Raw genomic sequence first — 14572 nt, 5'->3', positions numbered from 1 at the left:
ATGCTGAATCAGTTCGGCAATAAAAAGTGCAGCTACCTTTGTTAATTGGGTAAAAAAGGAAGCAACGCTTCCTTTTTAAATTAATTTTATCGTTCGCGTACTAGACGAAAACCAATATAGTTTGCACGAAAGTCTGGCGCTAAAATCAAACGAGTTGAAGCACGAGCTAAACTAGGTGCAAAATTCCACGCACCACCTCGGACAGTAACATCCGCTTGTTCAGCTGACTTATGAGTCCATTCCCATACATTTCCTACCGTGTCGTAGAGACCAAACGCATTAGGTGCAAAGGAGCCAGTTGGCGATGCACTTTTATTTGACCACTCACTACCACACCATCCACAATTGGCTAAATTTTTACCTATTTCATTACCCCACGGGTATTCAGTTTTAGTACCAGCGCGTGCTGCATACTCCCACTCAACCTCATTAGGTAACCGGTATTGTTGACCTGTTTGACCAGACAACCAATCAGCGTATGCTTTCGCATCGTTGTAGGTTAAGCACACGGCTGGAAAATCACTGCCTTGCTCAAAACCTGGATTACGCCAGTTTAAATTTGCTTCCCAGACTGGTTCGCCATTTAAATAATAGGCGCAACCACGATTACGCTCAGCTTCAGTTTTATAATTAGTGTTGCTGACGAACTTTTGATAAGCACCGACTGTCACTTCTTTATTTTGCATCGCAAATGAGTTTGCAATGGTTTTTTCAACAACTGGACGCTCATTTGCAAGTCCATTACCATTGATATCACCCATTTCAAACTTACCTGCGGGAATGACTACCACGTCAGCAGCTGCGGCATTGCCTATAGCTGTACTGGTTACTGATGTCGTATTACGTTGCTCACTGGTGTATGTCGGTGCAGCAATCGACTCAGGCTTTTTTACCAACTTAGCATGAATCGTCTGCGGCTTTCGTAAATCAACACGCACGCGATAAGGTTTATAACCCTGCTTGCGAACTTCAACATCATGAATACCACTTGGTAAAGTCGTTGCTAAACGTGTTGAACCAAAACTTACGCCATCAATAAACACTTCGTCATCGTATACGTTTGAACGCAGTGTGAATTCAATCATTTTATTACTATCAACGACCTGTGTATCAACCGTTGACATTGGTTTGACTGAATAATCGCGTATCGGTTGCTCGCTCAAGCGTGACACCGAAACGTTGGCATTATCCTGACCATCACTGAATGTTAACTGACTATCAGTAAAAGTAGTGTCATACCGAGTTTGATAAGTTGCCGTTAGCGGCGTGCCGTACTCTGAACAATAGCGATTATCAACACTCAATAAATTACATAAGCGACTGCTATTCACATCACCGCGCATAGTGACGCTTAAGTTAACGTTATAATTGCCTTGGCCGCTAAAAGCACTATTAACTACATGGCTACTTAAAACCTGTACTTGCGCACCAGCCATATTGCGCTTTGGTTCAACTAGGCGCTCTTCAGTTAAGTTAGCAAATATTTGATCTACAAAACGCTTGGTTGCTTTTTGTAAGCCCATTTGCTGGCCTCGTTGCTCACAGGCTGCCAATGTTTCTGTACGTTTACAGTTGATAGTGTGATTAACTTCTAGCGTCCCTTCACGGGTAAACTCATTACGTAAGCGCTCAACTCGGGCTGTTGTTAATTGTTCTTTTAAGCTTTCGAGTGTATTTAACTGGGTATGTTTTGCTACGCGAATTTGTTCAATGTCTTTGCGGTGGGATGCAATTGCCGCCAACTGCATCGCGATATCGTCTTTATTTTGCTTATGATCAACCACAGCTTGCTGATATCGCGCCTGTGCAGCACTTATATCAATAGTGGGATCATCAATTAAACGACGATACATTTCATTCATGGCATCAAGTGCTTGATTTTTTTCTTTGTCCAGCTCAGTCGAACGAGTGCGTAATAAATCAAGTTGACTTTGTAACTGACTTTCTTCTTTTAAATGTTTTTCAAGTATCTGTGTAGCGTTATCGTATTCAGCTTGTTTAATACTGATCTCAGATTCAATTCCAGTAACTGTGGCTGTATCTTGTGCAAATGCACTTGATGCAAACAAGCTAGCTGAAATTAACAGAGATAAAGGAGCAATTCGCATATATTCCATTCCCAAAAAGCGGCAATTATTTGGTCATTATTTATTTTTTATAATTAAACTCTTATGCTATGTACTTGCAAGGCAAAACACAAGCTTTGTTCAAAAATTATCTGAGTTTATACCTAATTAGCCTCAAGATGCGAGCTTCAGTTGGAATTAAAAGTGATTTAAGCTAGGCATTAGTTGCAAATGATGGCTGTTCCCTTGTTAAGATCAGCCCCCTGTAAAAGTAACCTAATATAAATTAGCTTTTAACCAGCCCATAAAGCGCTTTATAGGAACCAACTTTGTGAAACATTAAGCTCTGAATTTTAAGCTGGTTTGACATACAGTTATTACCGTACTTCACGCCAGTAAATAACACGATCATTTCCTCTAAAACGGCCAAATTGTAAAATTCCTTGCGGATTTAACTGACTTGCGTCTCCTTGCCAATCCCACTCAAGCCAATTTTCTGTATCGTACTCAAGTGTAAAAATACCTGCGCCTTTAGGCTCAGCATAGATACCATTACTCGCTGGGTAAATGCCTTGTTCGAGTTGACCACTTCTTCCACTGCCATAAATATAACTGAGCTCAGGCGTGCTAGGAGTGATTTGTGTTATTTGTGGGTGTGCAAAGACAGTGCAATTATTATTAGTATCAAGTACAAACTCGCTGCCATTAAAATACTGCGCCTGCATAGGCACAAGTAAATTATCTAAATCAGACCCTGCATTATCACCCAGCACTAAGCGGCCAAAGCGAAAACTAATAGGCGTATCGTTAAGCACAACACTATTACAGCTGCTGTTTGCTGCGCAGTCGGTTGCTAAATTAGGATTATCGTCGGCAGCTGTTAATACAGCCCCTTCAATTCCCGTCACAGTTGCCATCAAATTTACACTTTCAAATGGGCCATCGGGATCATTAAAGCCGCGTCGAGCTAAAATAGTATCGCTATCACTTATAGTAAAAAGTCCTGCTAGGGCTGCGGTACTGCCCCACTGGCTAGCCTCTAAGTTTTGCAATCTAGGAGTTAAACTACTACCCGAGACATAATTTCCTACTTCACTGTTCTCTGCATTAATGCTTACCGTTGAATTAACAAACCCGCCTATATAGTTTTTCATTACTTGGTTATTTTGATTAAGCGCCTGAACAGTAAACCCTAACGTAAACGGTTCACTCAAATAAGTGCTATTGCTGCCATAACGGGTGCACTGTGCATTGGCTTGAATATTTTTTACCGCATATTGCGAAGGCGCAAAACGACCAACACGAGTAATCGCTCCGCGCACATCACCGGCCCCCAAATAGTCGGCATCTTTGAGCCCCGCAACTAAATCAATAATACCAACTTGGTCGTAGCTATAACTTGATATTGATTCACTTAAGTTACCGCTATCTGCAAACGCAACTAAATTTTCTTCTTGTAACGTACCCAGCACACCCGCTGTTGGCAAATAAACGCTGGGTTGCACATCCGGTTGCTCACCAATAAAGTGCTTAGCGACTGGATTACTTGAAATAGCACTGTAATTATCTGGGTAGCCATCATTATTGGTGTCTTGGTTATCAAGCCATTGCACCGCATTCATTTTTAGCGAAAATGACTCGCCGGTTAGTTTAAATAAACTGCCGCTGGCATCATTAGCTTGCGCACTGGTATCAGCAAAGTTCATTGCTAAACCAAAGGGCTTAACCACAAATTCATTTGAGCTACCCGTTAAATTCACCGATAAATTAGTCACGGGATCGAGCACTAAGTTTAATTTTGCATTCAAACTCAGTTTGCCAGCATCGGGATAATTAATCACAATCGGTGCTTTTGAATCACTATCAAACTTTAAAGGCACTGTTTGATAACTTTGACCAATGCTATGGGTTGTGCTGTTATTTGTTAGAGCAAGATTATCGATGCACGTAGAGCCTGCACTGCAGCTATAGGCTAAATCTATAGCCACCTCTCCACCAGCAGGAAAAGCAGCTTCGCACACTCCGGTTGTGGTATTCGTTTTCACAGCTTGGATTGCTAATTGTGATGCATTGAACCCGGTGTTTGACGGTTTACCTGATAATTGGTTTAAAATTGATGTGGTGTTATTAGTCTCATCGCTAAAAATAAACCCCGCGTCTGAAAAAGTAACCTTACAACCACCTAAGCCCACATTTGTACCACCAATATAACAACGTAGCGGCGCTGATGGGTCTGCAACATTATAACCAAATTGCACTTGCCCTGTAGTACGCTTAGCGAACTGTAAATCTGTAATGCCAGTAAAAGTTATCACCTCACCCGTCACCCAACTTTGTTGAGTACTATTATTTGGTGATAAATCTAAAGTGGATACTTCATCATAAATTATATCGCATGCATCATTAGCACAAGCAGTTAGCGTTAGTTCTTTGGCTTCGCAGGTAAGGCCTTTATTATCACTCATTGATAATCGGTAATGATCCAATAAAACCGGCGTATTAATACCACAAAAACCAGGAATGTTATTTGGTACTGCAGTACCAGTAAATGATGAACTTTCTTCAGCAATTATCTCCGTGCCTGAGGTGATCATGCCAGTATAATGAGCTTCTTGTGCAATGCGTACTTCACCTGTTGCCACTAAAAAAGCTGAAAAATCGACTGCGGCACCAATCGACACCGCACCATCTACATAAATCGCTAAATACGCCCCATTTTCTATTGTAATTTTAGTATTCGCCACAGTTAAAAATGACGTCGACAGTAACGTAGTAGAGTTTTGTAAAAAAATACGTGTGGGTGCGGTTACTCTATACTCAGGCGCAATCATGGTCATTTGTAACTCATCAAAAAAATAGTCACCACCGAGTGTTGTAGGAATTGCACTACCCGATGAGCCATCATTGGCCACTGTTGGTACTTGTGAAGCTTGTCCTGCAGTTAACGCATTTTCACCTTTTGCAGCGCAAGGCTGACCATTACAAAGAGGGATATTAGTTAATGCCGTTGAAATATAGTTTGTGGTCGTAAGCATATTCGCGTTGTTATCGGTGACTGTCACTCCTTGGACTAACTGAATTTGGCCATTGTTATAGGTTGCAATCGCACCGGGGAATAATGTGTCACAACTTAGAACATCGCCATTTGACACAAACGTACTGGTCATAGCTAAGATAGAGGCTTCTTCGTCTGGGTGCCTACGCTCATTGTCTCCATCACGGTCTTCATCAACAACTATTCCCAAACGCGTACGAGTCAAATTGCAACTTCGTAGCCAACCACCATCTTCGCCCACTCGGCTATTTTTACTTGCAACAACCAATGGAGCAGTAGCAAAATTATTTGAGAAATAAAAATAGTTACAACCGTCACTCCAACCATCGACATTGTAACCAGTAAAAAAGCTCTCCCATAAAACTTCTACCTGATTATCATCAACAAAGGTACGATTGTTGCCAGGCTCAACAACTAAATAAGCCACTTTTTCACTATTTATTAAGCCACTTCGTGTCTCTGAGGCTTCTAGCGCAATATTAACCCCCGAAGTTGTTAGCGAGTTAGTTTCTACGGCAATCGTTAAAAATGGTCGTAATGCATCTGTAGGTGGATTGCTTTCCAAACTATTAATGGTTTGTAGAGAGTGAAAAAAGTTCGGCCTAACAGCAAAAGGTTGAGCAAAATTTATTGCCTGATAACTTTTAGGCAAAACGTAGTTAGACTTAGGACCATATTGAATCTCTAATTGGATATCTGTACTGCCAACCTCCATTATTGTGCCATCTGGAAATTCATGAACACCGTACTCGACCGCTAAGTAATGTGCTCCCATAGTAATATGCTCACCGTCTTCCCCGGTAGGTTCCAAAGGTAGAGCTTCAAATCCGGTTGTTGTTACATTACGAATTCGTACAATCGCAGGGTTACCCCCTTGATTAGTTGATAGCATAAACACCGCGGGAGGTGTTTCGTACTCTTGTTGAAAGTTTATCTTGGTCCAAATCGGTGAGACATAAGTGTCTTGCAACTCAATAAAGCGCCCTTCAATTTTAGGAACTACAGCAATGCTGTTAGCACTAAAGATCATTATGATTATGAAGATGAATAACTTATATATCATGGCAAAGTCTTCGCTTCGACAGAGAGTGTACGCTGAGTTTGCCAGTAGTCTTTACGACATGCTTCGCCGATAGCACAACTACTTGGCGAGCATGTGGCACGGCTTTGTAAATAAAAAACATTCACCGAGCCTGCGCTATTACTGCTATCAGGTACATTCAAGTATTGCTGACAAGTTATCGTTACTGTGCAGTTCTCTAAATACTGAGTTTGAAAAACAGGGGAGGTAGTTACTGCTGCACAGTTTAGTGCTGGACTATTAAGTGGAAATATTTCAGTTAGCCCGCTTTCTAACCCACTTTGTGCAGCTAAATAAGCGCGAGAGCCATAATACTCGATCACATTTTGCTGCGAAGATGCCGATAAAATCCTGACTAAAGCCAAGCCAAGTACTAGCATCACAACAATGATCACCAAAGTGACAATCAGTAGGTTACCACCTTGATAAGCTTTATTTATAACCGTTCTTTTTATTCGTGGGCTAAGGTACATTGGGTATATGCACCTCATGATTAAACATCATAGCTTCATTATCATTAAACGCCATAATCGCGTGAATGTTCAGCACTGCATTACGAGTTAATGCAATATCCCCAATTCTAAAAAATGCATTATTTGCTAGGTTATTTTCTATATGGAGCGCTAATAGATCACGTTTAACGCCTGTTGTAGCCTGTAGCTCAACTGCATCCAGCTGGGAGCTATTGAAGCCATAATCTTGATAACGATAAAGCTGTGTCCCTTCTACACAAAAACTAACAGGCGTCGCCAGTAAGTAAATTCGTTTTGCTGGTGACTCTTGTGCAAATGCTTGATCAAATTGCCATTGATCTAACTCACTGTATGAAGATGATACGAAATTAGTTAATTGCAGACGTTTATTATTACTTACGTCGTAGACTTCTGCTGGATCTAATGGATAAATACTGGCCCAATCGCCAAGACTTGGTTGAGTTAAGTCATTTAATTCAAAATCTACTGCCGTAACAATAAAGGGAGCAGTGTTAGGTAAGTAGCCAGTGTAATGGGTAGCTGATTGAAAAGGCGTAAACTCAAGGCATTGGCTCAAACCACAGTTATTTTCACAGCTTAAACGTAAAGAGTTTGGCATCGCATGGCGTAGCTCTTTTGCTAAACGTGTCAACATAAAGCGTGCTTGTGCTACAGCCTCTTGGCGCTCCACCCCTTGACTATAAATATTAAACCCAGAGTTAATAAAAGCAAAAGAAGTAACAGCCAATATCCCCAAAATAACCATAACAAGCAGAAGCTCTATTAAAGTAAATGCAGACTGTTTTAGGTATTTGCTCATCAATAGTTACCTTTGTATGCGCTAAAACCATACTCTTCGCCATTAGGGCTACTTATAATTACCGTGACACGCTTTGCAAGTACACCATCGTTTGCTGTCGCGCTATTAAAGTCACTGTCATATACCACGGTAACAACCACATTAAAGCCTTGGTATTGGGTAAGCACTTGACCCAAACTATTTGTTATAGGCTGATTACTCAGTGCAATATAATCGTCAACATCATCATAAGTGGTGCGTGTTTCTATGGTATCAGCACCTAAATCAGCTGAACTCGTGCAATCTGCGGCGGCTAACGAACTTTCTGAGCAACGCCTAAATGGCGGAGCACGCTCGCTGTGCTCATCAAATGATTTGGCCAAAATTTCGTTCATTAATGATTGCCCTAGCTCATTTGCCCGCAGCTGTATGATAGGGTCAGCGCTTTGTCGTGCTTGAGGTGCAATTAACCCCGTAATAATCGTCAGTGCAATGGCAAAAATGACAATGCTGATAATCAATTCAATTAAGGTAAACCCATAATTATGGGCACGCATATATAAGCCCTTCACCACTGATACATACTCCGGCAAGAGATATATCTATGCGACAAGTGCCATTACAGCTTTGATCGCTTCGACCTAAAGGATCAAAATTGATCTGCGTAAATTGCGAACCTTGATCGTCCAATGCAGTAAAAACAAAATCACTGCGCTGCGTTTTAATCGCTACGACTGAATCTTCTGGGTTATTTACATCAGCACCACCTGTGCAGGTATCCGGTGTCGGCCCTGCAATTAAGGTCGCGGTTATGTACAATTTATGGCAACTCGTAAGCCCAGTATCTTGCATTGCTCGCAACTGCGCTGTTCTTAGCACTGCTAATACCCGATCGCGATATGCATAAGCATCTTCCGTTGAACTCCCTAGAAACTTGGGCCCTGCCGTTACCGACAGGATGCCCAAAATAACTAACGTGATAATCAATTCAACCAAAGTAAAGCCACGCAATCGTTGCTTACACGTATATTTCATTGCTAGTGAATTAACAATCTGTCAGCACTATATTTACGACAGGTGGAGTGTCTTTATCTGTAGCTGGTGTGTACTCAACACGGCAATTATCGGTTACAACATAACTATTAGGGAAGATAGTAACTATTGTGGTTTCACTATCACCATCGACCAGATTGAAATCAGCACCATTTACATTTGAAGCAACAGCAGTCACATCTGCAAAATCAATATCTAAGAATTTCTCAAATGCTTCAATGGTACCAACAGGGTAGCCATAATGAAGTGCTACGCCTTCCACTTCTGGGGTTACATTGGCGTCGTCATATGCATAATTTTGCACGTTTGCGATTATCGCTTTACCATTGACTATATTCATCCCACTGCGAATAGAGCCTTGAACGCCCTCAAGTGTTGATGCATTAGCATCTCCCTGCAGATTCAAAAAGCGAGGAGCTGCAACAACGGCCAAAATACCTAAAATGACGATTACGATTATCAGTTCTACTAAAGTAAAACCTGCTTGTTTATTCACTATGTTACTGTTCATTGATTGCGTTTTCATAAGTAAGCCTCTTTGTTATTACTTAAGATTTAAAAATCTGTACTTTGCCTGTTACAGGAAAATACGAAAATCCACTGGTGCCAACGTGTGGTTCACCATCTATTGGAATATTTTTCGCATCTAAAGAATGAGTTAAATAGTAAATACATTGCAGCTTATCTGCGTTATACCTCACTAAAAACATTGAATCTTTAACTACTGACGCGTCACTACTTAGGGTATTGCTTGGCGCGTCTTGTAAAACTACATTCAGCACCTGTTGGCATTTGGTACAACTCATCGCTAATGCCTGCGTGTTCTCTTGCTCTGTATCATCACTTGTTGGCGTGCCTAAACTGCCATCAACACCAACAACTACACCTCCATAATTTATATGCGTAACAAACTGCGAAACCCCATTTCCAGATGGTCTCGCGTCCAGCTCCCATTGCCCCCTAATTAAACCAACAGCACTGGCAAAACCACCAGCAACGGCATCAATATTTGAACGATGGGCTCGCTCCTTAATATCTAAAAACTGCGGTACAGCAACACTCATTACAATCGCCAATAAAATAACCACAAGCACAAGCTCCAAAAGAGAAAAACCTGCTATATGGCCTGGTTTACTGGGCATTGTTAACCCCCTTTAATTGCAGACATCATGTTCCACATCGGCATAAAAATACCGAGCGCGAGAATTAGCACCATAACGGCAACTATCACTGTCAAAATAGGCTCTATCTTGGCGGTTAAACTGCGTAAATCGTAATCAACTTCTCGCTCATAATAATCGGCAGCTTCTTGCAAAAGTTCATCTACTCGGCCCGTTTCTTCACCAACAGCCACCATTTGTAGCACTAACTGGGAAAAAAGCTCGCTACTCCTTGAGGCCCTTAACAGGCTGTCACCTTTTTCTATATCTTGACGAATATTTAAAATTGCACGTTCCATATAGGTGTTATCTACCGCTTTTGCCGTTAAAGACAATCCTGTAGTCATAGGTACACCAGAGCGCAATACCATGGCTAAACTTTGGCTATACCGTGCAAGTAATGAACGATGAATAATATTTCCAACAATCGGGATCTTTAATTTGTAGTGATCCCAGTTATATAACCCCTGCTCGGTTGCCAAATAGCGCCGCCAAGCGATCACACTGCCAATAAGAATGAGTAATAAAAGCCACCAGTAATTAACGAAGAAGTAACTTGTTGCCACCAAAATTTGGGTCATTAATGGTAGTTCTGCATCAAATTTCGCGAACATGGTGGCAAACACCGGGATCACAAATATATTTAAAATCACCATTGCAACTAATAATGCAGCAATAACAAAAGTGGGATAGCGCATTGCGGCCTTTATGCGTTTGCGCGTTTCTTGTTCTTTCTCAAAATAACTAGCGAGTTGGTGAAAAGCATCTTCTAACCGCCCTGAGCCTTCGCCAACCAATACCATTGCGATAGTTAATCTGCTAAAAACTTTATTGTGCATGGTCATGGCACTGGAAAGATCCCGACCTTGCTCTAGTTGTTTGATTATGTCTGTTAAAACCAGCTTAAACTCTTTATTTTGTGTGGTATCAGCTAACCCCACCATGGCACGAATAATCGGGATGCCAGCTTTGAGCAACGAGTACATTTGCCGCGAAAACATAATCATGTCTGCCAGGCCTATTTTTTCTTTGAATAGTTGCGCAAGCGGAAGGTTAATGTCGCTTTCTTTATCGATTTGGGTAATCGAGATCGGCGTAAATTGGCGTTTTAACAAGCTGTCGGCAACACCTGCCTGGCTGGCAGCTTCAAGTTGCCCCTTAATTAAAATGCCTTTTTGGTCTTTAGCTTGATAGTTATAAAGGTGCATCATCACCTCCTATCAATTCAGGGATATATTCAGCGACTTTAAATACTTCATCTAAAGTGGTTATCCCCTGCTTGGCATACCCTAACGCCATGGTAGATAACGGCGCAAAGTAAGGGTTGTTCTTGGCAGCCCGAGCAAAGCCTTGAGTGTCATTTTGACGAAGACACTCCATCATAGCTTCATCCATTTCGAGTAACTCAAAAATACCGACTCTCCCTTTGTAACCTGAGTGGTTACACGCAGTACAGCCTTTGCCATGAAAAAATGCGGTATTGTCTACATCAACATTTAGGTACTTTAACCAACTCGCTTCTTGCACATCAGGGTAGTATCGTTGTTTGCAGTTATCACAGACTCGCCTAACTAAGCGCTGGGCAATGATGGCTCTTAGTGAGCTGGCAACTAAATAGGCTGGTGCTCCCATATCAATTAGCCGCATAGCACTGGTTATAGCGTCATTAGTATGCAAAGTTGAAAGCACTAAGTGCCCTGTTAACGCGCCCCGCAGGCCTATATCAACCGTTTCTTTATCACGCATTTCCCCCACCATTAAGATGTCGGGGTCTTGCCGTAATGCTGTTCTTAATATGCTGGCAAAACTAAGCCCTATTTTATTTTTAATTTGCACTTGGTTTATCCGGCCAATACGATACTCCACCGGATCTTCTACAGTTATTATTTTATTTTCTGGCTGATTTAGCTCACTTAACGCCCCATATAAAGTGGTTGTTTTACCTGAACCTGTAGGCCCTGTTACCAAAATCATGCCATGAGGACGCTTTAAGATTGAGCGAAACCGCTTTAGCAACGCTGCTGGCATACCCGTTTCATCTAATGATAATAGCCCTGCAGATTGATCTAATAGCCGCATTACAACCGACTCACCATATTGCACCGGCATAGTAGACAAACGCACATCAATGCTATGTGTATGCACTTTAATATTAAAACGGCCATCTTGCGGTAAGCGTTTTTCTGATATATCTAAACCAGACATTAACTTAAGCCGCAGCACTAATGCTGAGGCTATTTTAACTTGATTGAGTACATGCTCCTGCAACACTCCGTCGACGCGTTGACGAATCCGTAACATACCTTCATCTGGTTCAATATGGATGTCTGATGCTCTGACTTGTACAGCATCTTCAAAAATCGATTGTAATAGCTTCACTACGGTAGCATCAGAGGATTCATCACCTAACGAATTTAAATCAAACTCTTCTACATCTTCGTACTCTTCATGTAACTGCTCGGCAAAGCTGGTAATTTCTTCTGTCCGCCGGTAAACGTTATCAAAAGCAGTCATGATCTGACTTTCTTGCACTACCGCTAAATCAATTCGCTTTGGCGCTAAAATTGGTGCGAGTTGATCAAGCCCTCTTAAATCGGCCGGATCACTCATCCCCACAAGTACTGAGTCACCATTATCTTCTATAACGAGCGCTCTATAGCGGCGCGCCATTACTTCAGAAAGCAACTTGGATACTTCAGGTGAGATTTTGCGTTGCGAAATATCTAAAAAGGGAACTTTTAATTGCTGAGCTAAAAACCTTAGTAATTGTGGCTCACTAATAAACTCAAGAGCAATTAACGTTGCACCTAGCTTACGCCCGGTTGCAGCCTGCACGTTTAACGCTTCACTCAATTGCGCTTCAGTGATCATGTTTTCTTCAACTAATAAATCACCTAACCTTAGACGTAGACTGGGTCTCATGACACACCTCCTAAGGTCTGCAAACGTTGCTTTGCATGTTTTAACACTGCAGGGTTTAAGTTACCCACTTCGATTGCAGCTAGGTAATAACGTTTCGCCGAGAGGTAATCACCTTGTGCATCTTTAGAAGTCGCCATAGCTAACCACCATTTACCTTGCTGAGGCTGTAACTGTGTTAATTGCTCAAAGCAAACCAATGCACGAGTATGATCACCTAACTGCTGCGCAGCAGTGCCTTTAAGCGCCCAATATTGCGCATCACCTTGGCTATCAAAATCATCGCTTAATAATTGTTGTACCACTGAATATTGCTTGCGCGTAATATAAATTTTACTAAGCTGCACTCGCCACTCGAGTACTTGCGAGTCAAACGCAATGCCATGTTCTAAAATACTTTGCGCGGATAAAATATCTTGCTGCTGAAAATAAGTTGCTGCGAGTAAACTTCTTGCAGCTATATTCCCTTTATCTCGATTAAGAATTTGGCTTAAATCATCTATGCCTTCCTGATATAAACCAAATTCGAGGGCTTGCTTAGCTTGGCGCAGTAGCTCAGCTATTTGCTGTTGCTCTGTTCGTTGCTGAGTCACTTTTTTAACCTGAAAACTACTTTGTTTATTGGCACTAGGCACTGTATTTGGCTCAACCGTGATAGCTGCAACCATGGGTTTTTCAGCTACAAACGGCTCTTTGGTGTCCGTTTTTACCGCTGCGACTTCTTCAATAATGGGTTCTACTTTAGCAACTGGTTTAATTACATCAGAGTTACTCACCACAGGAGCATTAATTAACACTGGCGTGTTATTTTGCTCAGCCTCTTTTGAGCTTTGAGCTTTGGTAACTAGATCCATTCGTTCTGGTAATTGAGCAGCATCATCACTTGCTGTAGGTAAATAAATATAGCTCAATACAACCACTAACAAGGCAATGGCGATTATTAGTAGCTTTTTAATAACACCATGCGAATCATAAACAGGGTCTACTACAACTGTACCTTGCTCATTTAACGAAGTTGTTGGCTGTCGCTGCTCAATATTTTTAAGCATAGAATTAATGACACTCATAGCCATTGCCTCCACGCCCAAATTATCATAATGGCAATAGCCGATAGACTCACCACTGCAATATTCCAACCATTGATGTAATTATTCACGGTGCAATCTTCGGTGTCTTTTACCGCAAGCTTTATGTGCCGGCTACTTACTGCGGTGAGCCCTTCACCGTAAGCTTGCAGCAAGGTTTTATGACATAAGATATTTACTAACCGAGGAATACCACGACTTGCTTGCGCTATTTTTAAGCCTAATTGCTTGGTAAATAGCGGTGCACCTTTAAAACCTGCGACCTGTAATCGATGATTAATATAGTAAATTACTTCGCCGCTAGTCATTGGTCTTAGCTGGTAAGAAAAGCTAATACGCTGGCGTAATTGGCGAACCCGTGTATGCGCTAGTTTTTCGTCTAATTCGGGCTGCCCAAACAGCACCACTTGAATCAGTTTTTCGCTTTCAGTTTCAATATTGGTAAATAGTCGTAACGCTTCAAGAGCATCCCAGCTTAGGCTTTGCGCCTCATCTATCAGTAAAACAACTTTTTTGCCTTCTTTTTGTAACGCTAATAAATGATGATTGATCAACTGACTTAGTGCTTGCTGATCTAATTGTTTATCAACGTCCATACCTAGCTCTACAGCGAGTGCCCAGCGTAGCTCATCTGGGCTTAAATATGAGTTAGGTAGATAAGCAACGGTGTAATCATGCTCAATTTGATTAAGTAATTTACGGCACAATAAAGTTTTACCCGTGCCGACCTCTCCTGCTACCTTAATAAACCCCTCTCCCATTTCAAGTGCAGTAATAAGCACCTGCATTGCTTCATTATGCGGTGCAAGCGCACAGAAAAACTCGGTGTTAGGGGTTAAGGTGAAAGGCATTTCACTTAAATTAAAAAAGCTCAAATACAT

At 41.6% G+C, this 14572-nt stretch carries 12 protein-coding genes; all 12 read right to left on the bottom strand.

From position 1 onward, the window contains the following. Positions 1–86: 86 nt before the first annotated feature. Entirely contained in the window at positions 87–2108 is a 2022-nt protein-coding gene (locus tag H5154_RS06015) for a formylglycine-generating enzyme family protein (RefSeq protein ID WP_182717724.1), read from the bottom strand. 335 nt (positions 2109–2443) lie between these two features. Continuing rightward, on the bottom strand, positions 2444–6184 hold the full coding sequence (locus H5154_RS06010) for an H-type lectin domain-containing protein (RefSeq protein ID WP_182717723.1): 3741 nt from the start codon (positions 6182–6184) through the stop codon (positions 2444–2446). Next, positions 6181–6675 (bottom strand): pilus assembly PilX N-terminal domain-containing protein, encoded by a 495-nt coding sequence (locus H5154_RS06005; protein ID WP_182717722.1) that lies wholly within the window; start codon positions 6673–6675, stop codon positions 6181–6183. Before H5154_RS06005 ends, H5154_RS06010 begins: the two co-directional genes overlap by 4 nt. Beyond that, complete coding sequence (locus H5154_RS06000) at positions 6665–7495, bottom strand: type II secretion system protein J (RefSeq protein ID WP_182717721.1); 831 nt, start codon at positions 7493–7495, stop codon at positions 6665–6667. Before H5154_RS06000 ends, H5154_RS06005 begins: the two co-directional genes overlap by 11 nt. Next, positions 7495–8031 carry a prepilin-type N-terminal cleavage/methylation domain-containing protein gene (locus tag H5154_RS05995; protein ID WP_182717720.1) on the bottom strand — a complete coding sequence of 179 codons (537 nt, stop codon included), beginning with the start codon at positions 8029–8031 and terminating at the stop codon, positions 7495–7497. Before H5154_RS05995 ends, H5154_RS06000 begins: the two co-directional genes overlap by 1 nt. Next, positions 8018–8509, bottom strand: coding sequence for a type II secretion system protein (locus H5154_RS05990; RefSeq protein WP_182717719.1), 492 nt, complete (start codon positions 8507–8509; stop codon positions 8018–8020). Before H5154_RS05990 ends, H5154_RS05995 begins: the two co-directional genes overlap by 14 nt. 10 nt (positions 8510–8519) lie before the next feature. After that, positions 8520–9053, bottom strand: coding sequence for a prepilin-type N-terminal cleavage/methylation domain-containing protein (locus H5154_RS05985; protein WP_182717718.1), 534 nt, complete (start codon positions 9051–9053; stop codon positions 8520–8522). 22 nt (positions 9054–9075) lie between these two features. Continuing rightward, positions 9076–9669, bottom strand: a complete 594-nt coding sequence (locus H5154_RS05980; protein ID WP_182717717.1) for an agglutinin biogenesis protein MshB — start codon at positions 9667–9669, stop codon at positions 9076–9078. A 2-nt stretch (positions 9670–9671) separates the two neighbouring features. Further along, positions 9672–10895 carry a type II secretion system F family protein gene (locus tag H5154_RS05975; RefSeq protein ID WP_182717749.1) on the bottom strand — a complete coding sequence of 408 codons (1224 nt, stop codon included), beginning with the start codon at positions 10893–10895 and terminating at the stop codon, positions 9672–9674. After that, positions 10882–12609, bottom strand: a complete 1728-nt coding sequence (locus tag H5154_RS05970; protein WP_182717716.1) for a GspE/PulE family protein — start codon at positions 12607–12609, stop codon at positions 10882–10884. Before H5154_RS05970 ends, H5154_RS05975 begins: the two co-directional genes overlap by 14 nt. Further along, positions 12606–13673 (bottom strand): lipopolysaccharide assembly protein LapB, encoded by a 1068-nt coding sequence (locus H5154_RS05965; protein ID WP_182717715.1) that lies wholly within the window; start codon positions 13671–13673, stop codon positions 12606–12608. Before H5154_RS05965 ends, H5154_RS05970 begins: the two co-directional genes overlap by 4 nt. Further along, positions 13670–14572, bottom strand: a complete 903-nt coding sequence (locus H5154_RS05960; protein ID WP_182717714.1) for an ExeA family protein — start codon at positions 14570–14572, stop codon at positions 13670–13672. Before H5154_RS05960 ends, H5154_RS05965 begins: the two co-directional genes overlap by 4 nt.

Origin of the sequence: Pseudoalteromonas sp. SR44-5 (genome assembly GCF_014163675.1) — a bacterium.
In the GTDB taxonomy this organism is placed as follows: Bacteria; Pseudomonadota; Gammaproteobacteria; order Enterobacterales; family Alteromonadaceae; genus Pseudoalteromonas; species Pseudoalteromonas rhizosphaerae.
Note: the sequence above shows the minus strand (reverse complement) of the source record. Positions and strands in the feature narration are given on the sequence as shown.

What these genes read in the sequence shown, in the direction of transcription:
- H5154_RS06015 (WP_182717724.1), bottom strand. Translation starts at nt 2,108, where the DNA reads ATGCGAATTGCTCCTTTATCTCTGTTAATTTCAGCTAGCTTGTTTGCA.
- H5154_RS06010 (WP_182717723.1), bottom strand. Translation starts at nt 6,184, where the DNA reads ATGATATATAAGTTATTCATCTTCATAATCATAATGATCTTTAGTGCT.
- H5154_RS06005 (WP_182717722.1), bottom strand. Translation starts at nt 6,675, where the DNA reads ATGTACCTTAGCCCACGAATAAAAAGAACGGTTATAAATAAAGCTTAT.
- H5154_RS06000 (WP_182717721.1), bottom strand. Translation starts at nt 7,495, where the DNA reads ATGAGCAAATACCTAAAACAGTCTGCATTTACTTTAATAGAGCTTCTG.
- H5154_RS05995 (WP_182717720.1), bottom strand. Translation starts at nt 8,031, where the DNA reads ATGCGTGCCCATAATTATGGGTTTACCTTAATTGAATTGATTATCAGC.
- H5154_RS05990 (WP_182717719.1), bottom strand. Translation starts at nt 8,509, where the DNA reads ATGAAATATACGTGTAAGCAACGATTGCGTGGCTTTACTTTGGTTGAA.
- H5154_RS05985 (WP_182717718.1), bottom strand. Translation starts at nt 9,053, where the DNA reads ATGAAAACGCAATCAATGAACAGTAACATAGTGAATAAACAAGCAGGT.
- H5154_RS05980 (WP_182717717.1), bottom strand. Translation starts at nt 9,669, where the DNA reads ATGCCCAGTAAACCAGGCCATATAGCAGGTTTTTCTCTTTTGGAGCTT.
- H5154_RS05975 (WP_182717749.1), bottom strand. Translation starts at nt 10,895, where the DNA reads ATGCACCTTTATAACTATCAAGCTAAAGACCAAAAAGGCATTTTAATT.
- H5154_RS05970 (WP_182717716.1), bottom strand. Translation starts at nt 12,609, where the DNA reads ATGAGACCCAGTCTACGTCTAAGGTTAGGTGATTTATTAGTTGAAGAA.
- H5154_RS05965 (WP_182717715.1), bottom strand. Translation starts at nt 13,673, where the DNA reads ATGAGTGTCATTAATTCTATGCTTAAAAATATTGAGCAGCGACAGCCA.
- H5154_RS05960 (WP_182717714.1), bottom strand. Translation starts at nt 14,572, where the DNA reads ATGTATTTGAGCTTTTTTAATTTAAGTGAAATGCCTTTCACCTTAACC.